Genomic DNA, 19,689 nt, shown 5'->3' on the forward strand with positions numbered 1-19,689 from the left:
GATGGTCGAGATGACGGATAATGCGCCCGACGGCAAAATGACGGCGAAAGTCGCGGGGGAGGGGCATCATCACGGCGTCTCGTTTGGCGATGCCTTCAGGGTGTGGCTGCGCGTCGCCGCCCTGAGTTTCGGCGGCCCCGCCGGCCAGATCGCCGTCATGCACCGGATCATCGTCGACGAGAAGCGATGGATTGGTGAGCACCGTTTTCTGCATGCGCTGAACTATTGCATGCTGCTCCCCGGACCCGAGGCGCAGCAGCTCGCCATCTATATCGGCTGGCTGATGCATCGGACAGTGGGCGGTCTCGTCGCCGGCCTGCTGTTCGTGCTGCCTGGGTTCCTGTCGATCCTCTGTCTCAGTTATATCTACGCGGCTTACGGCAACGTCGGCATCGTCGCCGGCCTGTTCTTCGGGCTGAAGGCGGCGGTGCTTGCCGTCGTCGTGCAGGCCGTCATCCGCATCGGCGGCCGTGCGCTCAAGAATCGCGTCATGGTCGGTATCGCGGCTGCGGCCTTCATCGCCATCTTCTTTCTCCATGTCCCGTTCCCGCTGATCGTGCTCGCGGCCGGCATTGCGGGCTTCCTCGGCGGCAGGTTCGGGCTTGCCGCCTTCCAGACGGGCGGCGGCCATAAGGCCGGAAGCGGCCCGGTGCTGTCGGATGCCGAGTCGGCGCTCGGCGAAGGCATACCGGCGCATGCGCGCCCGAATCTTGCTTGGTCGCTGCGCATCTCGGCCGTGCTGCTTGCCCTCTGGCTCGCTCCGCTGGCAGCGCTCTACGCAACCTTCGGTGCTGACAACGTCTTTACCGAAATCGGCCTTTTCTTCAGCAAAATGGCGGTCGTCACCTTCGGCGGGGCCTATGCCGTGCTTGCCTATGTCGCACAGGAGGCCGTGCAGCATTTCGGCTGGCTGAAACCCGGCGAGATGCTGGATGGTCTCGGCATGGCCGAGACGACGCCGGGGCCGCTGATCATGGTCGTCCAGTTCGTCGGCTTCATGGGCGCCTACCGCGATCCGGGAGCGCTGGACCCGATGCTTGCTGCAACCCTTGCGGCGGTACTGACGAGCTGGGTCACCTTCGTGCCCTGTTTCCTCTGGATCTTCCTCGGCGCGCCGTTCATCGAAAAACTGCGTGGTAACATTGCGCTCGCCGGCGCGATGTCGGCCATAACAGCGGCGGTGGTCGGGGTTATCCTCAACCTCGCTATCTGGTTTGCCCTGCACACGCTGTTTGCCGAGGTTGCGACCGTCCACCTTGGCGGCTTGCGGCTCGATATTCCGGTGCTGCAATCGGCCGTGCCGGCGGCTATGGCGCTGTCTGCCGCTGCGGCGATAGCGATCTTCCGCTTCAAGGCTTCCGTGATCGCGACGCTGCTAGCCTGCGCAGCCGCGGGAATGCTCTGGACGCTGGCGGTAAATTAGGCCTCCGCCCCATCGGTGGAAATGCGCGTCGCGAGCATCTTGTCGATACGCATGCCATCCATGTCGAGCACCTCGAAGCGCCAGTTGTCGAAGACGAAGGTTTCGCCGGCTTCGGGGATGTGCTGGAGCTGATGCAGCGCGAAGCCCGCCAGCGTATGGAAATCGGCATCCGGACGATCGCGCAGGCCCAGCCGTTCGAAGGCGTCGAAGGCCGGCATCATCGCATCGATCAGCAGCGAACCATCCTCTCTGACGACGATGTCGGGCTCCTGGTTGGTTCCCGGCAGGTCGCCGGCAATGGCTTCGAGCAGATCGGTCTGGGTGACGATGCCCTCGAGGCTGCCATATTCGTCGATGACGATGGCGAGGCGGACGGGCGAGGCCTTGAAACTGTCGAGCACGCGGACGACAGAGGTTCCCTCGTGCAGCACCAGCGGCTGTTTGATCACCTCCATCGGCCGGATCCTGCCGCCGTCGAGAACCTGATCGAGAAGGTCCTTCTTCAACACCATGCCGATCGGTTCGTCGATCGAGCCGCGGGCGACCAGCAACTGCTCATGGCTGCATTCGCGGATCGTCTTCCAGATCTCGGCCTCGCTGTCGTCGGCGTCGAACCATTCGATATCGAGACGCGGGGTCATGATGTCGGAGATCGGCCTCTCGCCGATGTTGAACACCCGCTCGACGAGCTGCTGCTGCACCTGGTTGAGAAGGCCGGCCTCGTGGCTCTCGGCGACCAAAAGCTTGAGCTCCTGCGGCGAATGGAACGACGATTCACCGGTTCCGGCGTGAAGACCGACGCCTCGCAGCACGAGGTTGCCCATGCCGTTCAGGACAAAGATCGCTGGCTTGAACAGCACCAGGAACAGACCGAGCGGGCGCACCACGGCAAGTGAAGTGGCCTCGCTGCGCTGAAGCGCCAGGCTCTTCGGCGCGAGCTCGCCGAGCACGATATGAAGTGCTGTGATGATGACGAAGGCGATGACGACGGCAACAGTATGCGCGCCCGCTGTCGCCCATTGCCCGGGCAGCCATGACAACAGGGGCTCGATCAGGTGGGCAAGCGCCGGTTCGCCGACCCAGCCGAGGGCGAGCGACGAGATGGTGATGCCGAGCTGGGTGGCTGCGAGGTTGGAGTCGAGGTTGTCGACGGCGCGCTGAAGTGCCGAGGCGTTCATGCGGCCTGCCGCGGCCATTTCGGCGACGCGGCTGCGCCTGACCGACACCAGGGCGAATTCGGCGGCAACGAAGAAGCCATTGGCGGCGACGAGAAGAAACACGGCTAGTATCCCGATATAATCGGAGAGCCCGCCGGCGGATTCGGACATGTTTTCCCTGCCTTTGAATTGATGGGAATCCGACTCCTACACACTCGCACACCGGTGGCAAGGCGCTCCGATCATTCTCGCGACAGGAGAAGCCCAGGCCGGGCCGCCATGAGCGGGATCATGCGCGCCATTCACCTCTTGGGCGCTTCGAAGAGCTCGATCGGGTTTCCTGCCGGATCATCGAGCAGGATCTGCTTGCCGCCGATGCCCTGCACGATCTCGTTGCGGAAACGCGCGCCGGCCTGGCGCAGCGCGGCGACCTTCGCCTCCAGGTCCCCGACCTCGATCTGGATGCGATTCCATCCACCGGGCTCCGGCTTTCGCCCGTCGGGCATTGCTTGAGATGCTCCGCCCGGTCCCGTCATGCCGCTGACGAACAGACGAAAACCGTCCCTGGTCAGGATGGCGAAACTCGGCGCGGGACGAAGTGCGACGGAGAAGCCGAGATGTCTCGTGTAGAATTCCACCGCGGCGTCGACGTCGTCGACGATGTAGCGCATGCTGATGCCGGGCATGTTTTCCTCCATGTGGTCTTCGTTGTCTTGGTCTGATCGTCCCCTCACCGGATATGCAGAATTCTCCTGTGCCCGAGATACGTCGCTTCGAAACTCGATTATGCGCCCGTTTCAAGTTTTTTTATGCATCTCGTTATGCCAAATCGCTGAGCACCTGCCACCGCCAGCAGCAGGACATCCCTCCACGGCGGCGCCTTCCAGGCGATGAGCACAGGGGGCGTCGCCCAGCCTCATCCTCAGGTGTTCCGCAAATAATCTTTTCTTCGGTCATGCGTTGAAGCTGGCCGGCGGCGCCGATGCCTCGCCGACGGCGACAGAATATTCGTCACAATGTATAAGTTTAATCTAAAATATAAGCTTCTGTCCCTAGCTATCGGATTTCATTACAAAAGTTTAATTTTTATTTCAGTTTCGGTTCATCTTTTCGGCCCTAGTTTAGTCACGTGCCCAACATGAGGAACCCCACATGAAAAAGATTTTTGCAGCTCTTCTTTCCGCTTCCTTCCTTCTTTCCCCGATGGTTGTTTCCCAGGCCAGCGCCGACGATTTTCGCCGCCCGCCTGTCGTCGTGCAGAAGAAGGTGGTCGTCAAGAAGACGGTCGTCCGGTCGCACTGGAAGAAGGGATACCGCGTCAATGCCAGCGAGCGTCGCCGGTTCTCCGATGTCAACGACTACCGCCGCTACCGGCTGGCGCCTCCGCCGCGCGGCTATCGCTGGGTGCGGGCCGATAACGACTACCTGCTGATCGGCGTCACCAGCGGCGTCATCTCCAGTATTATTGCCGGTCGCTGATCGGTCGATAAATCAGGAAGGGCGGCTTCGGTCGCCTTTTTGACTCTGGGAGGGCGCGCAGCCGTTTCGCGCCCTTCCTCCTCTTCTTGACCTGGCGGCGGTTATGACCCGCTTCAGGGTTGCCTGCGTGACGGCATGACCCGTTCAGCAATGATGCCGAGAAAACCTCTTGGTCTTCCGACTTCAGCGTCGCTATCCTCCTCATGCGTAAGCGGATGAAGCCCTTCGATCGGCGGCAGCGGTTCGCATTCGGTACAGACGCAGAGAGTGCGTTTGATTGCCTGCGCCTTCATGCCGCCTGCCTGTTCCAGCTGGCGAAAGGATCGGGCAGGTCGCGCCAGCGCTCGGGCGCGAAGGCGTCTGTCCTGATAAGACAGGAGTCGAGTTCCTTCCTGATCCAGGCTTCGTCCATGGGATCGGCGCCGATGAAGACGATTTCCTGGCGGCGGTCGCCCCAGACGGGGTCGAGATAAGGGCCGATGGCGCGCATGAAGGCCGGTTCCTCAGGCCATTGTTCGCGGGGTACGGCCGCCCACCAGAGGCCCATCTTGCCGGTGCGCACGATCGCGCCCGCCTGGCTGATCTCGCCGACATGATGCGGCCGGGTCGCCAGCCAGAAGAAGCCCTTGGCGCGCACCACGCCCGGCCAGCTTCGGTCGAGGAAGGCCTGCAGCTTTGCCGGATGGAAGGGCCGCTTCTCGCGATAGACGAAGGAGCGAATGCCATATTCCTCGGTCTCCGGCACGTGATCGCGGAAGCCGTGCAGCTCCTTGTACCAGAGCGGATGAGTCTCGGCCTTGTCGATATCGAAGCGGCCGGTGCCGAGCACGTCTTTCAGGGCGACCTTGCCGAAATCCGCCTCGATCAGCTTTGCATCCGGGTTGAGGCCGGTGATGATCTTGCGCGCGGCGTCGCGCTCATCATTGGTTGCCGTGCCGATCTTGTTCAGCACCACGACGTCGGCGAATTCGATCTGCTCGACCAGCAGGTCGACGATGGTTCTGTTGTCGCCGTCGCCGGCCGTTTCTCCGCGGTCGGCGAGGAAATCGGCTGAGGCGTAGTCGGAAAGCAGGTTGGCGGCGTCGACAACGGTCACCATGGTGTCGAGCCTTGCGACGTCGGAAAGGCTTTGGCCGTTCTCATCGCGAAATTCGAAGGTGGTGGCGACGGGCAGGGGCTCGGCGATGCCGGTCGATTCGATCAAGAGGTAATCGAAGCGGCCCTGATCGGCGAGCTGGCGGACCTCCTTCAACAGGTCGTCGCGCAGCGTGCAGCAGATGCAGCCATTGGTCATCTCGACCAGCTGTTCCTCGGTGCGCGAGAGATTGGCGCCGCCGTCGCGCACCAGCGTGGCGTCGATATTCACTTCGCTCATGTCGTTGACGATGACGGCGACGCGCAGGCCCTCGCGATTGGCGAGCACGTGGTTCAGCAGCGTCGTCTTGCCGGCGCCGAGAAAGCCTGAAAGCACCGTGACCGGAAGCCTGTTGTCCATGGGAACCTCATTGATATTAATGTTATATCATTACATGTAGGGTGCCGAAAAAAGGCGGAACGGGGTCATCCGCCTCTTTCCGCCTCAGCTCTCTCCGCGAGACCGCGCGGCAATCATGCGCCGGAGAGGCAAGCCTTCATGCTGTCGGCGATGCCGCGCATGAGGGTGAAGTAGAGATCGGGGCCGGCCTTCAGCGTCGCCGCTTCCGGATCGAGCACGCCTGACTTGGCTTTCGTGCCTTCGGTGACAACCTTGACGAGGCGCGGCTCGAACTGCGGTTCGGCAAAGACGCAGGTTGCGCCGAGTTCGCCGACCTTGCGGTGGATTTCAGAGACGCGCTCGGCGCCGGGAATAGTTTCCGGACTGACGGTGATCGAGCCGGCGACGCGGATGCCGTAGCGGTGCTCGAAATATTGGTAGGCGTCATGGAAGACAACGAAGGGCTTGTCCTTGACGGGGGCGACGGTGGCGGCAATCTCCTTGTCCAGCGCCGTCAGTCTATCATCAAGCGCCTTGGCATTGGCCTGGTAGGTCAGGGCATTGGCGGGATCAGCGGCGACCAGCGTCGTGGTGATTACCGCGGCCATCGCCTTCGCATTCATCGGATCGAGCCAGAGGTGCGTGTCGAAGGCGCCGTGCCCGTGGTCATGTTCTTCATGATCATCATGATGGGCGTGGCCGCCATCATGTCCGGGTTTGGCGGCATCGTGATCATGATCATGATCATGATCATCGGCGGAGGCGCTGTCGTGGTCGGCGTCGTCATGCGGCTCGAAGGCGCCGCCTTCGCGGAAGGGCAGCCTGGTCAGATCAGGCGCCTTGTCGAGCTCGACGACGCTGGCGTTCGAGCCTAGCGCCTCGAGCGGCTTTTCCAGGAAAGCCTCCAGGTTCGGGCCGACCCAGAAGACGACCTTCGCCTCCTGCAGGGCACGCGCGTTCGATGGCTTCATGCTGTAAGTATGCGGGGAGGCGGCGCCATCGACGATCAATTCAGGTTCGCCGACACCCTGCATGATCGCCGAAACCAGCGAATGGATCGGCTTGATCGAGGTGACGACGACGGGCGCATCGGCTGCCTGCATCGTTCCAGCAAAGAGCAAGGCGGGGACTACGACGCCCATGATTACGAGAGCTGGCATTTTGAGGGCTGACCCCAAGGCACGTTGCATCGATATGCTTCCCTTGAATTACAATTGTTATGTTATTACATCAATTGCGTTATGCTATAACGTGTGCAATAGCAGGACGCAACAGCACTTTCGGAAAATTTGATGCTCTCTCCCGCAAAGACCCCCGCTGGTATCAGGGCCGAACCGCTGGTTTCGCTTGAAAATGTCGGCATTCTGCGCAATGGCCGCTGGCTGGTGCGCGGTGTCGATTTTTCCGTCTCGCGCGGCGAGATCGTCACGCTGATCGGGCCGAACGGCTCGGGCAAGTCGACCAGTGCCAAGGCGGCGATCGGTGTGTTGAAGCCTGATGAGGGCAGGGTGGAGCGCAAGGCCGGCCTCACGGTCGGCTATGTCCCGCAGAAGCTCACGATCGACTGGACGCTGCCGCTTTCGGTGCGCCGGCTGATGACGCTGACCGGCCCGCTGCCGGAGCGCGACATGCTCTCGGCGCTCGAATCTTCCGGCATCGCTCATATGCTCGATGCCGAAGTGCAGCATCTTTCCGGTGGCGAATTCCAGCGGGCGCTGATGGCTCGCGCCATTGCCCGCAAGCCGGATCTGCTGGTGCTCGACGAGCCGGTGCAGGGGGTCGATTTTTCCGGCGAGATCGCCCTCTACGACCTCATCAAGTCGATCCGCAATGCGACCGGCTGCGGCATCCTGCTGATCTCGCACGACCTGCATGTCGTCATGGCCGAAACCGACACGGTCATCTGCCTCAACGGACATGTCTGCTGCCGCGGCACGCCTGAATCCGTCAGCCGCAGCCCGGAATATGTGCGCCTGTTCGGCAGCCGGGCGGCGCAGACGCTGGCCGTCTACAGCCATCACCACGATCATACGCATCTGCCTGATGGGCGCGTGCAGCATGCCGACGGCACGGTGACTGACCATTGCTTCCCCGACGACGGACATCACCATGAGCACGGGCATGAGCACGATCACGGCCATGCCGGGCATGACCATAGTCATGATCACCATGACCACGCCCATCCGCACACACATGCGGAGGGAGAGCGCCATGCTTGACGATTTCTTCGTGCGTGCCATTCTCGCCGGCGTCGGCCTGGCGCTGACGACCGGGCCGCTCGGCTGCTTCATCATCTGGCGGCGCATGGCCTATTTCGGCGACACGATCGCCCATTCGGCGCTGCTCGGCGTCGCACTGTCGCTGCTCTTCGAACTCAACCTGACACTGGCTGTCTTTGCTGTCGCCGCCCTTGTGTCGGTGCTGCTGCTCTTCCTGCAGAAGCGCCAGGCGCTGTCGGCCGATGCGCTGCTCGGCATCCTCTCGCATGCGACACTGGCGATCGGCCTCGTCATGGTCGCCTTCATGAGCTGGGTGCGGATCGATCTCATCGCCTTTCTGTTCGGCGATATCCTTGCCGTTTCCACCACCGACATCGCGCTGATCTGGGGCGGCGGGCTGTTCGTGCTCGTGGCAATGGCCTGGCTCTGGCGCCCGCTCTTGGCTGCGACCGTCAATGCCGAACTCGCCGAGGCCGAGGGGCTGAAGCCCGAGCGGGCGCGGCTGTTCTTCATGCTGCTGATGGCCTTGGTCATCGCCATTGCCATGAAGATCGTCGGCATCATGCTGATCACCTCGCTGCTGATCATTCCGGCGGCTGCGGCCCGGCGCTTCTCGCCGACGCCGGAGATCATGGCGGTGCTCGCCTCGCTGATCGGGGCGGCGGCCGTCGTCGGCGGTCTGTTCGGCTCGCTCACCTATGACACGCCCTCCGGCCCCTCGATCGTGGTCGCAGCGCTGATCCTCTTCATTCTCAGCCTGCTTCCCGTCAGGCGCTACCGCGCGGTCATGCAAGGACAAGGCTCATGACGACACCGCAATTGACCAAGAACCAGTCGCTGGTCTTCGACGTGCTCGAAAAGGCCGAAGGGCCGCTCAGCGCCTATACCATCCTCGACAAGCTGCGCGACCACGGTTTTCGCGCGCCGCTGCAGGTCTACCGGGCGCTGGAGAAGCTGCTCGAATATGGCGTGGTGCACCGGCTCGAAAGCATCAACTCCTTCGTTGCCTGCGCCCATCCGGGCGACGACTGCCACAGCCACGGCATCGTCGCCTTCGCCATCTGCGAAAGCTGCGGCCAGGTGACGGAGTTCCACGACCACGAGGTCGACCACCGGCTGATGGAATGGGTGCGCGGGCAGAAGTTCAAGCCTGAAAAGACGACGATCGAGATCCGCGGATTGTGCGAGGCCTGCGCGGCGTAAGCTTCCTCGCGTTCGCTAGACGATCGCCTCGGGACTATTGCGATGGCAGAGCCCGCCGGGTCCCGACGGTATTAGACGCGATCACAAAGCGATCGGGTTTAGTCCGGCTTAGATTCAGAGCCGCCCTTGCTGGGGCCGTCATTGCCGCCCTTGCCGGGCGTGCAGGCGAGTTCTCTTGAACTGAAACTCTCGAGGCGGTGCGTTCGCCGCTGGTAAGTGCAGATCCCGGCGCTATCTTTGCCGCAGAACCCAAACCAGGGGCGATCGCGTGACGAAAACCGAACTCGCGGAGATATACCGCGGCTATATCGCATGCCTGAACAGGCAGGACTGGCCCAATCTCGGGCAGTTCGTCGGCGACGATGCGGTTCATAACGGCCGGCGGCTCGGGCTGCCGGGTTACGTCGCCATGCTCGAGCAGGACTTCGATGAGATTCCCGATCTCTATTTCAAGGTGCTGATGCGGCTTTGCGATCCGCCATACATCGCATGCCGGCTCGGCTTCGACTGCACGCCGAAGGGAAAATTCCTCGGCCTCGATGTGAACGGCAGGCGCCTTTCCTTCACCGAGAACGTCATCTACGAATTTCGCGTCGGCAAGATCGCCGAGGTCTGGTCGGTGCTCGATAAGTCGGCGATCGAGTCCCAGCTTGCGGGCTCGAATTGATCGCGCAGACGGCTTCCGGTCTGCGTTTCGATCAGATGATGGCGACGCGCTCGCCGAAGGGTGTGTCGTCGTCGAAATTGCGGGTGCCGATCCGATCGCTTTCGCCTGACAGGACCGGCTGTTCACCCCGTTCGCCGGCCTCTTTCCCTTCGTTCGATGCCGCATGCCCGTGCCGCTTTTGCGGATGCTCCTCGTTTTCGACGATCAGATCCGCGTGCGGGATGAGACCGTTTACTGCTTCCTTCTCCACGGCCTTCTTCGCTGCCAGCTGATCGGCGGTGATCTGCGACTGGCGGGCGGCGACCCAGGCATTGTCGGGTTCTGAGCCGATCGAGGTGCTGGTGCCGACCTTGGTGGGTTCGGACGCGGCGGTGGCGGAGATGGGGTTGATCGCGTCGACCATGAGATTCTCCCGCTGGAACAGGATGATCGGTCTAAAACCTGAATCCTGTTCTAAAATAAAGAGTTAGAGCATGATGTCATCCGAAGCCGCTTACACTTTTCGGCATCATGCTCATGGCGACTGGCGAACTAGCCGGCCGTTTCTCGAATTGAAAACGGCGCGGTCTTCGGGCCAATCAGGGAGACATATCGGAGCCTCGTCGAAAAACACAAGGGAACATTGACGTCGCCGTCAATGGCGAAGTCGGTAGCAGGTTGCGGGAAATTCGACGAATAATTGTGTGCACAAGGGGATGCTCGGCGCGTGGTTAATGTAAGAATCGGAAACACTTTGTGACTAAGTGTCTCCAAAAGCAGCGTTTTTTGACTTGCTGCGCGCGAAGACATGACGGATATTGTTTAAACGTTGAGGAAGCCGTCATGATTAGAATGATTGAAAATCCTGCCGAACTGGCTGGCGAAGATATCACCGGCAAATATATTCTCCGGAGGCTGAACTATCACTGGTTCGCCTACGGCAAGGCGGCTATCGTGATCGCCTGCAAGGGAACGATCCTGCAGCTTGAGCGGGAAGAGACGGTCTATTCCGAGCGTTGGGGACGTCGCGCCTATACGGGCACCGGCAGACGTTATCCCGGCGGCATCTGTCCCATTTCTGCGGTCGCCTGCCTTTGCGATACGCCCGACGACGTCAATGCCGTCATTCAGCTGGATGTCGAAGCGCAGGACGAATTCTATCAGCTGATCGCCAAGGCCGAGGCCAGGGTTCAGGCTCTTGCCTCATCCTCACGAAACAGCCAGTTTCTCGAAGCCGCCGAGTAAGGCGATTTTTTTCAATGAAATCCGCCATGCGCAGCGTCCTTCTGCGCGTTTAAGAGGACGCTCGGCGCTGTCATGGAACGGAGAGCGATCATGACGCGGCGGGACACTCGGCCCGGTCACTCATTCGCCGCGGCGCCATCGCTCGGATCGCTCGCCATCACCATTGCCGTCATGTTTGTAGCGCTGTTTTGGCCCGCCGGCACGTTCGACTGGCCGCGCGGCTGGATTTTTCTCGGCCTGTTCCTTGTGCTGACTGCTGTCGCAATCATCTGGATCTGGCGGACGAATCCGGAGCTGTTTGCGGCGCGCAGCCGATACCAGAAGGGTACCAAATCCTGGGACGCCGTGGTGGCGACGCTGACGATCATTCTCTTTGCCGCCATTCTTCCGGTCGGCGCATTCGACGACGGACGTTTCCACTGGGCGCCGCAACCCGATTGGGTCGTGTTTATCGGCTATCTCCTGATGACGTCAGGTTATCTCGGCCTGACCTGGGCGCAATCGGTCAACCGGCATTTCGAGCCGACGGTGCGCATTCAGACCGACCGTGACCACAAGGTGATCGACACCGGACCCTACGCCGTAATCCGCCATCCCGGATACGCAACCGCCATCGTGCTCAGCGCCGGCATGGCGCTGTCGCTTGGATCGCTCTACGCGCTGATCCCCGCCGGCCTGCTCGTCGTCGTCCTCTTCGGCCGCACGCTGGGGGAAGAGGCCGAGCTGCGGAGAGGACTTGAGGGTTACGCGGATTATATGGCGCGTGTGCGCTGGCGGTGGATTCCGGGAGTCTGGTGAGTGGAGAGGGGTGCTTCGCCACCGCCTCCGCGTTACCTGTGTCACCCGATCTGTTTGAGATCGCGGGCGAAGCGTTGCCAGTTGGCGACGTAGTTTTCCGCCGAGCGGCGGATGGCTTCGATTGCCGCCTCGTCGAGTACGCGCACGACCCGGGCAGGCGCTCCGACGATCAGGGAGTTGTCGGGGAATTCCTTGCCTTCGGTGACCAGCGCATTGGCGCCTACCAGGCAGTTGCTGCCGATCTTCGCGCCGTTCAGGATGGTCGCGCCCATGCCGATCAGCGCGTTGTCGCCAATAGCGCAGCCGTGGAGGATGGCGTGGTGGCCGATGGTGCAGCCTTTGCCGATCGTCAGCGGGAAGCCCATGTCCGTATGGGCCATCACGCCTTCCTGGATGTTGCTGTCTTCGCCGACGCTGATTGGCTCGTTATCGCCACGCAGCACGGCGCCGAACCAGATGCCGACATTCTCGCCGAGTTCGATCTGGCCGATGATGTTGGCATCCGGGGCGATCCAATAGAGGCCGGCGGCGGGCAGTTTCGGCGTCGATCCGCCAAGCGCGTAGACAGGCATGGCTTCCTCCTCAGACGACCTCGACCGATAGCGTGGCGACGCCGTCGATGCCGCAATTGATGCGATCGCCCCTGGCCACCGCGCCGACGCCGGCGGGTGTGCCGGTCATGATGATATCGCCGGCTGCAAGAGTGAAGAGCTTCGACAGTTCGGCGATGATCTCCGGCACCTTCCAGATCATCTGGTTGAGATCGCCGTCCTGCACGCGCTTGCCGTTCTGTTCCAGCCAAATCTTCGCCTGCGCGGGGTGGCCGAGGCGGCTGGCCGGAACGATTGGGGAGATAGGGGCGGAATGTTCGAAGGCCTTGCCGACCTCCCAGGGACGACCAAGCTTCTTTGCCTCGCCCTGGAGGTCGCGGCGGGTGAAATCGATACCGACGGCATAGCCATAGACGCAGTCGAGCGCGTCCGCTGCCTCGATGTTTGCGCCGCCTGATTTCAGCGCCAGCACGCATTCGACCTCGTAATGCACGTCGTTCGACAGTGACGGATAGGGAAAGGCCTTGCCCGCCGGCAGCAGGTTGTCGGCGTTTCTCTGGAAGAAGAAAGGCGGCTCGCGGCTGGGATCATGGCCCATCTCGATCGCATGGTCGGCATAGTTGCGCCCGACGCAATAGACGCGGCGCACCGGAAAACGCTCGGCGCTGCCATCGACCGGCAGCAGCACCGGTTGCGGAAGCGGGATGACGGTGGCGGGATCGGACATTGGCGGGCTCTTCCTGTTTCGAGTCTTGCTTTGCGGATCATCTTAGACGGAAACCGGCGCGCCGGGGAAGCGTCCTTGGCCTGCGCCCGGTGCATTGACGCTATCACTATCCAGCGGTATCGTTACCGCCATGAGCAGGATTTTTGCAGTTTCGTCGACGTCCACGACCACCGCGCTGCGGTGGGTGGTAGACGCGTGAACTGAATTCCGTTCATTGCTGCTGAAACCAACCCGCCGGAAACGAGCGGGTTTTTTGTTGCCGCTCGTCTCCCGCATCGAGGACGAGATCGTGGACGATATCCAGAAACATGTTCTTGCGGAGCAGGCGCTGGCCGTCGCCCGCGACTGCATCGCCAGCCGCTATGCCGGGGCCGCATTCGCCTATGTCGCCGGCTCCATCATGCGCGGCGAAGGCACCACCTTTTCGGATATCGACCTGGTCGTGGTGTTCCCGTCGCTCCAAAGAGCCTGGCGGGAGTCGTTCAGCGCGGATGGGTTTCCGGTCGAGGCCTTCGTCCACGATCCGCAGACGCTGGCGCACTACCTTCATCAGGACGCGGACAGCGGCTATCCCATCATGGCCCACATGGTCGCGACGGGCTGTATAGTGGGATCGGATATCGACAGCGCGCACGTCATCCAGGCAAAGGCGGAAAGTATGCTGGCGGCAGGACCGAAACCTCTTGCCGGGGCAGACTACGACATGCTGCGCTACCAAGTTACGGATTTGGCCGATGACCTGCGCGGCGTCCGCCCGCCTGAAGAGGTCGCCGCCATCGCCGCACTCCTCTACCAGAAGCTGGCCGACCTGATCCTGCTCGGGCGCGGCGCATGGGCCGGTCGCGGCAAGTGGGCGCCGCGCCTGATGCGGAAGCTCGATGCACAATTGGCAGCGGAATTCGACGCGGCGTTCAGACTGGCGGCAGCGGGCGACGGCGCCCGATTGCTGGCTTTGGCCGATCGGGAGCTTGCCCTGCATGGCGGCCGCTATTTCGAGGGGTTCAGACAGGACGCGCCGCTGGAAGCGCGCCGCCTGGAATAGTATCGATTTACGTTGCCTGCATTCTGCTCGGTCATTCCTCGCCGGACTCGGCCAGCGCCTCGCGGACGATCGCGTAATAGGGGGCGAGCTCGGGGATATCGGCGGCCAGCCTGTCGAAGGCGGGGTCGGATGTCGCAAGCGTGCCGGCGTATTTCGCTTGCGTGAAAGCCCGATGGGCGGCAAGGGCTTCGGCGTCGGCATCGTGCACGACGGTATAGACAGGCGAGGGCACGGTGCGGCCCTTGACGATGATGCGATCGAGCTCGACGACGGTGTAGGTGCCGGCGACCAGCCTTGCTGTCTCCTCGCCGAGCAGCAGGGCCACGCCATAATTCTTCGAGGCGCCTTCGAGACGCGAGGCGAGGTTGACGCTGTCGCCGAGGCAGGAATAGTCGAAGCGGCGGGTCGAGCCCATATTGCCGACGATGCATTCGCCGGTGTTGATGCCGACGCCCATCTTCAACACATGCGGCCTGCCGCCGCGCATCGCCGCCTCTCGCTCCAGCTCGCGGTTAAGGCTCGATATCGCCGCCTGCATGGCAAGCGAGGCTTTGACGGCGTGCAGGGCGTGATCGGGGTCGTCGAGCGGCGCGTTCCAGAAGGCCATGATGCAATCGCCCATATATTTATCGATCGTCCCGCCATGATCCATCACCACGTCGGAAAGCGGCGTTAGCAACCGGTTGATCAGGCCGGTCAGTTGCTCCGGATCATCCTTCAGCGTCTCGGCGATGGTGGTGAACCCGCGCACATCGGAAAACAACACCGACAGCGTGCGTCGCTCGCCGCCGAGCTTCAGCTGCGAGGGATCGCTCGACAGGCGCTTGACGAGATCGGGCGAGATATATTGGGCAAAGGCGCGGGTGATTTGGCGCTTGTTGCGGCGCTCCTCGGCAAAATCGAAGGCGGCCTGGCCGAAGACGACAGAGATATAGGCGACCGTCGGGCCAAGCGGCGAGACGAAGATATGGGCTAGCCGCATACCGGCGGCACTGACGGCGGCGAAGGCAAGGAGGGCCGCCGCGCTCGTCACGATCGTCAGCCACCCCGTCGAGCGCCCGACGGTGGCGGCGGCAAGCAGCACCGATATCAGGATGCAGGCAGCGACCGTCGGCAGCCGGGCTTCCGCGATCGACAGGCCGCTGCGGATATTGTCGTAGATCGTCGCCTGGATCTCGACGCCGGAGACGAGCTTGCCGGTATGGACGGTATAGGGCGTCGCGAAGGCATCGACGCCGCCTTTATCGATGGCGGGCGCATTCTGCAGGCTGAGGCCGACCAGCACGACGCGATCCTTGAAATAATCAGGCGGCAGTAGGTTCTTCGGGTCGAGCGCCTGATAGTACGAGACGGTGGGATAGCTGCGGGCCGGGCCGAAGGTTTGGATGAGGCGGCCGGCCGGCAAGGTCTCGGGGGCCACGCCGGCGACCTTGGTCAGCATGGCGGCAAAGCCGTCCTCATAGCCCGGGATGCGCCGGAAGGTGCCGTCGCCGCTGAGTTCGACGGAGGCGATGCCAGTCACGGCACCTGCCTCGGTGAGCTGCGGCAGGGGTGTCGTGCGGATCAGCTGCGAGGCTTGCGGCGTCTCGATCAACGTCTCGTCGCCGGCAAGAACGACATCCCGGCCGACGGCGCGAGTGATCGCGTTGTCGTTCTCCGGGGTCGAGGGTTCGGCCAGGATGATGTCGAGGCCGATGACGCGGGCGCCGGCGGCGCGCAGCTGGGTGACGAGCTGAGCGTGAAGGCTGCGCGGCCAGGGCCATTGCGCGTTGATATCGGCAAGCGAGGGTTCGTCGATCGCGACGATGACGGGTCCGCCGGGAGGCGGACGGGGATCGTCGACGGTCGAGAGATAGTCGAAGCTTCTGAGCTCCAGCAGCGACCAGGCGGGTAGGCGCGACAGGAGCGAGATGGCGATCAGCGTCGTTAGCGACAGCACCAGCAGCCTGAGATGGCGGCTCCTGATCTGCCTGGCCTGCCGAGGCTTGTCCCGCCCCCGCATCAGAAGCGGACTTTGAGCGTGCCCTTGAAGGCGCGGCCCCAGCCGGGCACACCGGGGGTGATCTCGAAGTCCTCGTCGAGCAGGTTATAGGCGGCCGCCTCCAGCTCGATGCGCTTGTCGAACGGTTCCCAGACCAGGTGGGCGTCGAGGCTCCAGTAATCGTCGAGTTTCGTGCCGAACCGATCGCCGTCGCGCTCGCCGATATAGTTGGCGGCAACCGTTGCCTTGACCTTGGCTTCGTTGACCCAGGTCAGCGCAATCTGCCCGGAATTCTGCGGTATGAAGGGAAGGGGGCCGCCATAGATCGGCTCAAGCGGATCCCGGTTTTCCGAATCCATATAGGCATAGGTAGCCGAAAGGCCGAAACCATGGCCGAGCACGACGTTTGCTGTGACGGCAGCGCGATCGATGCTGCCGCGCGAGATCGGCAGGCTCGTATCCGACGGAAGCGAGATCATTGGAAAATCGATCGAGAAATCATGCAGTTCCTGGTGCTGATACTCGACCGAGGTGAAGAATCGATCCGTCCATTCGGCATCCCACTGCAGCGCGACCGTATCCGTGTAGCCCTGCGGATTGGCGGAAAACTGGTTGGCCTGAAGCCCGAGGACGCCGATGGGGGCAAGGGTCGGAATTCCAATATCAAAGCTCTGACGCATGAAGGCAGCACGCAGCCAGTGGTTTTGAACCGGCGCCCAGGCGAGGCCGAAGCGCGGCTCCAGCCGGCTGATATCGATGCCGTCGCCCTCCAGGCGCGTGGCGAACAAGGCGTATTCGCCCTTGAGGTCCGGCGTGATCTCATGCAGTACATCGACATAGCCGCGGCCGATATCGATGGTGTTCTCGGTATGATCGGGAGGAGCTGTCAAGCCTAGCAGCGTCGCATCGACGGTGCTGCTGGCATCCATCCAGCCGCCTTCGATGCCGTAGCGAAATGTCAACGGTCCGGCACTTATGGAATGGCTCAAAGCGCCGATGTAGGTTTGGGATTCGGTCTCCTGAGTGACGTTGGTAAAGGGAATGATGAAGGGAACCCCTCTGCCGATAAACACTGGGTCCAGGTCGACATCAAGCACGCTGCTCGTATTCGATTTGCTTCCTGAATAAAGCAATGCTCCATTCAACACGTTTTCATACGCAAACGTGTGGCTCCAGCCGATGCCGGCATACGTGCTTTCTCGTACAGTCTCCTCTGTCGTGTAGAGAGGCAGCGGGATAGGGACACGGAACACGAGTTCCATGAACCCGGTGTTTGACGACAAGGCGTTCAGCGCTCCATCATTCTTGCCGTGGTTGACGAAGGCTACCACGCGATCATCGGGCGTGACCGTTGCCGTCAGATAACCGTTGGCGCTCAGCAGCTTGTTATCCGTCTGGACACCGCCGAAATCCTGGTAGTCGCGGTCGAGCGCCAGCTCTTCCCAGGTCAGGTTGCCATAGAAGCTGATCGGAATGGTCTCGTTCGAATAGCCCTGGATATCGGCTTCGCCGATGCGCCTGGTATGGCCGTCGACGCTGTTGATGCCGCCGCCGAGCGAACCTTCGATGAAGGGCACATCGAATAGCGTTACCGAGCGCGAGCGGCCGGAAAGCATGTGTGGCGAAAGCAGCAGGCCCTGGATGAAGGATGAGTAGCTCGACGCGTTGCCGCGGTTTTGGATGATATTGTCGTCGCCGAAGCTGGTCGCGTTGACGAAAGGAAAGATGCTGCCCTTGATCGACTGATCGATATAACCGGTGCCGTTGAAAGGATCGAAGACGGCATCGCCGTAATAGCGGCCCCAGGCATCCAATCCTTGCAGGCGGAAGGCGTCGTTCAGTGTCGAACCGGCGCTCGCATTGGCGCCGAGGCCGCTGTAATCGCCGCCGCGGGCGCGTGAGCGGCGCAGGAATTCCTGCGCGTTGCGGATCGCGCCATCCGAATCGTAGTCGTCGATATCGATCGCGGTGCGGAAGGACGAGATGACCGGATCGTCATCGTCGAGGCGGTTGGCGTTGTCGAGCGCCTGTTCGGACGGAAGCCGGTCGCCCTTTTCATAATGGGCGGCTGCGAGCATGAACTGCGACTGCGAATGCGCGGGATTGGCGGTGCTGGCGGCAAGCAGATCTTGCAGCGCCTTGTCGCGCTCGCCGGACTGCAGGTAATAGCGGCCGCGGGCAAGCAGGGCATGATCGAAGGACGGATCAAGCGCGATCGCGGTGTCGATTTCGCGCTTGGCTTCCTTCATGCGCGCCTGATCGAGATAGAGTATCGAGAGGTTCGCGTGCAGCAGCGGGTCCTGCGGATCGAGCTCGATCGCCTTCTTGAAGGCCTTTTCCGCTTCGCCATTGGCATCGCGCGAGCTCTGCAGAAGGCCGAGAGAGTTCAGCGTGCCTGATGCACCGGGGGCAAGCGCGATGGCGCGGTTCAGGTCGGCAAGCGCGCCGTTGATATCGCTTTCATAGCTTGCCTTGTAACCCGCACGGGCGGAGAGCGCCATCGGATGATCAGGGTCGAGCGACAGCGAGCGTTCTATCGCTTCCTTCATCTGCTCACGGTCGTCGGTGAGCTCCGCCAACTGGGCGCGGACCGCCGGCAGGGTCGGATCATCGGGATAGCGCTGCTCTGCTTTCTTTATAATTTCGAGCGCTGCGCGCGGGTTTTTTAGGAAGCCTGTCGTATAGGCCTCCATGATCGCGCCATAGGGGCCGGTGGTGTTGGCCGGCGGCTGTTCGGCATGGGCGGGGTCGGCCAGCGAACGGGCGAAATAGTCGCCATATTGGGCCATGTTGCGGCGTGTCGGGTCGAGATGCGGCAGGGCCTTCTGGAAGAGCTTGGCGGCATCGCCATAGCGCTTTTCCGAGCCGGCGATGGTGGCGTCGATCAGGTCGACGCGCGCCTGCTGGGCTGCCGTCAGTTTGCGATCGCGGATATTCTTCAGCGTTGCGGCTGCAGCATGGCGTCCGTCGAAGGCGCTCTGCACTTCGGCAAGTTCCAGCCAGTCTTCGGTGGTGCGGCGCTCCGGCGGCAGCGCCAGCAGGCGGCGGCGTTCGGTCGCCATGCGGTCGGCCCGTAGCGGCGACGTCGGCATCAGGTCGAAGCCGTCGCGCAAGTCCAGATAGAAGAGCATCTGTTCGCGGTCATCGGGATTGACGCTGATGATCTTGGTCGGCGCCTGGCCAATGGTGGCGACCGCCCCTTCGCCCTCGTTCACCTCGACGCTGCCCTGCGGGTTGCTGAGCGCCACGCGGCCTTCGAGCACGATCATCGAGGTCTTGGCGCCCTCGACGGTCATGGTCCAGTCGGTGCCGCGGATGGCGGCGGCGGCGGCCGGTGTTTCCACCGTCAGGCCCTGGCCGCCACGCTCGGCGCGTGCCCAGATGGTGCCGGATTGGAGATTGAGCACGGTATCGCCGCTCGCAGCCATTTTCTTGACCTGCAGCGAGGAATTGCGGCCAAGGCGAACCTGGGTGTGGTCGGAAAAGACGATGGCGAGCTGACCGTTGGCGTTGGTGCGCAACACGTCGCCGGTCAGGAGATCCTGATTGATGTCGACGACACGCCAGTTCGACACGTCGATGAAGCGGACTTCTTCGCCGGTCTTGCGGGCGATGACGGAACCGGCGACCGGTGTTGCACGCGGCAAGGGATCGGCCGCTGCCGGCCGCCCGAAACCGGGCACGGCAAACGCAAGCGCCATCCCGACGCGACAGATGTTACTGGAATAACCCCGCATGTCCTCG

Annotated in this window: 19 protein-coding genes; 9 read left to right on the forward strand and 10 right to left on the reverse strand. The window is 62.4% G+C overall.

Annotated elements, in window-relative coordinates; genetic code table 11:
* Position 1 precedes the first annotated feature (1 nt).
* Complete coding sequence (gene chrA, locus B5P46_RS18835; protein ID WP_129420030.1) at positions 2-1,423, forward strand: chromate efflux transporter; 1,422 nt, start codon at positions 2-4, stop codon at positions 1,421-1,423.
* On the opposite strand, the gene B5P46_RS18840 is transcribed toward chrA, so the two are convergent.
* On the reverse strand, positions 1,420-2,751 hold the full coding sequence (locus B5P46_RS18840; protein ID WP_129420031.1) for a hemolysin family protein: 1,332 nt from the start codon (positions 2,749-2,751) through the stop codon (positions 1,420-1,422). The genes chrA and B5P46_RS18840 overlap by 4 nt on opposite strands.
* A gap of 131 nt (positions 2,752-2,882) precedes the next feature.
* Positions 2,883-3,266, reverse strand: a complete 384-nt coding sequence (locus B5P46_RS18845) for a VOC family protein (protein WP_129420033.1) — start codon at positions 3,264-3,266, stop codon at positions 2,883-2,885.
* 466 nt (positions 3,267-3,732) lie between these two features.
* Between B5P46_RS18845 and B5P46_RS18850 the strand changes: the two genes are divergently transcribed.
* Positions 3,733-4,059, forward strand: coding sequence for an RcnB family protein (locus B5P46_RS18850; RefSeq protein WP_072637892.1), 327 nt, complete (start codon positions 3,733-3,735; stop codon positions 4,057-4,059).
* A gap of 113 nt (positions 4,060-4,172) precedes the next feature.
* On the opposite strand, the gene B5P46_RS34940 is transcribed toward B5P46_RS18850, so the two are convergent.
* The 3 genes from B5P46_RS34940 to znuA form a co-directional block, all read right to left on the reverse strand.
* Complete coding sequence (locus B5P46_RS34940; RefSeq protein WP_129420034.1) at positions 4,173-4,352, reverse strand: hypothetical protein; 180 nt, start codon at positions 4,350-4,352, stop codon at positions 4,173-4,175.
* Positions 4,349-5,554, reverse strand: a complete 1,206-nt coding sequence (zigA, locus tag B5P46_RS18860; RefSeq protein ID WP_129420036.1) for a zinc metallochaperone GTPase ZigA — start codon at positions 5,552-5,554, stop codon at positions 4,349-4,351. Before zigA ends, B5P46_RS34940 begins: the two co-directional genes overlap by 4 nt.
* A gap of 113 nt (positions 5,555-5,667) precedes the next feature.
* Positions 5,668-6,723, reverse strand: coding sequence for a zinc ABC transporter substrate-binding protein ZnuA (znuA, locus tag B5P46_RS18865; RefSeq protein WP_129420037.1), 1,056 nt, complete (start codon positions 6,721-6,723; stop codon positions 5,668-5,670).
* Between the two features lie 102 nt (positions 6,724-6,825).
* Here znuA and B5P46_RS18870 point away from each other — a divergent pair, with 102 nt between their 5' ends.
* The 4 genes from B5P46_RS18870 (at position 6,826) to B5P46_RS18885 (ending at position 9,622) form a co-directional block, all read left to right on the forward strand.
* On the forward strand, positions 6,826-7,752 hold the full coding sequence (locus B5P46_RS18870; protein ID WP_129420038.1) for an ATP-binding cassette domain-containing protein: 927 nt from the start codon (positions 6,826-6,828) through the stop codon (positions 7,750-7,752).
* A complete protein-coding gene (gene znuB / locus B5P46_RS18875) occupies positions 7,745-8,560 on the forward strand; it encodes a zinc ABC transporter permease subunit ZnuB (RefSeq protein WP_129420040.1) in 816 nt (271 codons plus the stop codon). The genes B5P46_RS18870 and znuB overlap by 8 nt, the downstream gene beginning before the upstream one ends.
* Entirely contained in the window at positions 8,557-8,955 is a 399-nt protein-coding gene (locus tag B5P46_RS18880; protein WP_011652680.1) for a Fur family transcriptional regulator, read from the forward strand. The genes znuB and B5P46_RS18880 overlap by 4 nt, the downstream gene beginning before the upstream one ends.
* 268 nt (positions 8,956-9,223) lie before the next feature.
* Positions 9,224-9,622: an ester cyclase gene (locus B5P46_RS18885; protein ID WP_129420041.1), complete on the forward strand. Its 399-nt coding sequence runs from the start codon at positions 9,224-9,226 to the stop codon at positions 9,620-9,622.
* A gap of 31 nt (positions 9,623-9,653) precedes the next feature.
* Here the strand turns inward: B5P46_RS18885 and B5P46_RS18890 are convergent, their stop codons facing one another.
* The gene (locus tag B5P46_RS18890) at positions 9,654-10,025 is read right to left on the reverse strand and encodes a hypothetical protein (RefSeq protein ID WP_129420043.1); all 372 of its coding nucleotides are present in this window, start codon (positions 10,023-10,025) and stop codon (positions 9,654-9,656) included.
* A gap of 419 nt (positions 10,026-10,444) precedes the next feature.
* On the opposite strand from B5P46_RS18890, the gene B5P46_RS18900 reads away from it, so the two are divergent.
* Together B5P46_RS18900 and B5P46_RS18905 are read left to right on the forward strand one after the other, a co-directional pair.
* Positions 10,445-10,846, forward strand: a complete 402-nt coding sequence (locus tag B5P46_RS18900) for a hypothetical protein (protein ID WP_129420047.1) — start codon at positions 10,445-10,447, stop codon at positions 10,844-10,846.
* 90 nt (positions 10,847-10,936) lie between these two features.
* Positions 10,937-11,644, forward strand: coding sequence for a methyltransferase family protein (locus B5P46_RS18905; protein WP_206735369.1), 708 nt, complete (start codon positions 10,937-10,939; stop codon positions 11,642-11,644).
* Between the two features lie 41 nt (positions 11,645-11,685).
* Here B5P46_RS18905 and B5P46_RS18910 read toward each other — a convergent pair whose 3' ends face one another.
* Both B5P46_RS18910 and B5P46_RS18915 read right to left on the reverse strand, forming a co-directional pair.
* Entirely contained in the window at positions 11,686-12,216 is a 531-nt protein-coding gene (locus B5P46_RS18910; RefSeq protein ID WP_129420049.1) for a gamma carbonic anhydrase family protein, read from the reverse strand.
* 10 nt (positions 12,217-12,226) lie between these two features.
* Positions 12,227-12,922 (reverse strand): fumarylacetoacetate hydrolase family protein, encoded by a 696-nt coding sequence (locus B5P46_RS18915; RefSeq protein ID WP_129420050.1) that lies wholly within the window; start codon positions 12,920-12,922, stop codon positions 12,227-12,229.
* 289 nt (positions 12,923-13,211) lie between these two features.
* Between B5P46_RS18915 and B5P46_RS18920 the strand changes: the two genes are divergently transcribed.
* Positions 13,212-13,964 carry a nucleotidyltransferase domain-containing protein gene (locus tag B5P46_RS18920; protein ID WP_129420522.1) on the forward strand — a complete coding sequence of 251 codons (753 nt, stop codon included), beginning with the start codon at positions 13,212-13,214 and terminating at the stop codon, positions 13,962-13,964.
* Positions 13,965-13,995: 31 nt separating this feature from the next.
* On the opposite strand, the gene B5P46_RS18925 is transcribed toward B5P46_RS18920, so the two are convergent.
* Both B5P46_RS18925 and B5P46_RS18930 read right to left on the reverse strand, forming a co-directional pair.
* Positions 13,996-15,966, reverse strand: a complete 1,971-nt coding sequence (locus B5P46_RS18925) for a CHASE2 domain-containing protein (protein WP_129420051.1) — start codon at positions 15,964-15,966, stop codon at positions 13,996-13,998.
* On the reverse strand, positions 15,966-19,682 hold the full coding sequence (locus B5P46_RS18930) for a FecR domain-containing protein (protein ID WP_129420052.1): 3,717 nt from the start codon (positions 19,680-19,682) through the stop codon (positions 15,966-15,968). The genes B5P46_RS18925 and B5P46_RS18930 overlap by 1 nt, the downstream gene beginning before the upstream one ends.
* Between the last annotated feature and the right edge of the window lie 7 nt (positions 19,683-19,689).

Origin of the sequence: Rhizobium leguminosarum (assembly GCF_004123835.1) — a bacterium.
GTDB lineage: Bacteria > Pseudomonadota > Alphaproteobacteria > Rhizobiales > Rhizobiaceae > Rhizobium > Rhizobium leguminosarum_M.

Excerpts from the sequence above, each read along its gene's own strand:
- B5P46_RS34940 (WP_129420034.1), bottom strand. The coding sequence starts at position 4,352 with ATGAAGGCGCAGGCAATCAAACGCACTCTCTGCGTCTGTACCGAATGC.
- B5P46_RS18845 (WP_129420033.1), bottom strand. The coding sequence starts at position 3,266 with ATGCCCGGCATCAGCATGCGCTACATCGTCGACGACGTCGACGCCGCG.
- B5P46_RS18870 (WP_129420038.1), top strand. The coding sequence starts at position 6,826 with ATGCTCTCTCCCGCAAAGACCCCCGCTGGTATCAGGGCCGAACCGCTG.
- B5P46_RS18930 (WP_129420052.1), bottom strand. The coding sequence starts at position 19,682 with ATGCGGGGTTATTCCAGTAACATCTGTCGCGTCGGGATGGCGCTTGCG.
- znuA (WP_129420037.1), bottom strand. The coding sequence starts at position 6,723 with ATGCAACGTGCCTTGGGGTCAGCCCTCAAAATGCCAGCTCTCGTAATC.
- chrA (WP_129420030.1), top strand. The coding sequence starts at position 2 with ATGGTCGAGATGACGGATAATGCGCCCGACGGCAAAATGACGGCGAAA.
- B5P46_RS18880 (WP_011652680.1), top strand. The coding sequence starts at position 8,557 with ATGACGACACCGCAATTGACCAAGAACCAGTCGCTGGTCTTCGACGTG.
- B5P46_RS18900 (WP_129420047.1), top strand. The coding sequence starts at position 10,445 with ATGATTAGAATGATTGAAAATCCTGCCGAACTGGCTGGCGAAGATATC.
- znuB (WP_129420040.1), top strand. The coding sequence starts at position 7,745 with ATGCTTGACGATTTCTTCGTGCGTGCCATTCTCGCCGGCGTCGGCCTG.
- B5P46_RS18840 (WP_129420031.1), bottom strand. The coding sequence starts at position 2,751 with ATGTCCGAATCCGCCGGCGGGCTCTCCGATTATATCGGGATACTAGCC.
- B5P46_RS18890 (WP_129420043.1), bottom strand. The coding sequence starts at position 10,025 with ATGGTCGACGCGATCAACCCCATCTCCGCCACCGCCGCGTCCGAACCC.
- zigA (WP_129420036.1), bottom strand. The coding sequence starts at position 5,554 with ATGGACAACAGGCTTCCGGTCACGGTGCTTTCAGGCTTTCTCGGCGCC.
- B5P46_RS18915 (WP_129420050.1), bottom strand. The coding sequence starts at position 12,922 with ATGTCCGATCCCGCCACCGTCATCCCGCTTCCGCAACCGGTGCTGCTG.
- B5P46_RS18910 (WP_129420049.1), bottom strand. The coding sequence starts at position 12,216 with ATGCCTGTCTACGCGCTTGGCGGATCGACGCCGAAACTGCCCGCCGCC.
- B5P46_RS18905 (WP_206735369.1), top strand. The coding sequence starts at position 10,937 with ATGACGCGGCGGGACACTCGGCCCGGTCACTCATTCGCCGCGGCGCCA.
- B5P46_RS18850 (WP_072637892.1), top strand. The coding sequence starts at position 3,733 with ATGAAAAAGATTTTTGCAGCTCTTCTTTCCGCTTCCTTCCTTCTTTCC.
- B5P46_RS18925 (WP_129420051.1), bottom strand. The coding sequence starts at position 15,966 with ATGCGGGGGCGGGACAAGCCTCGGCAGGCCAGGCAGATCAGGAGCCGC.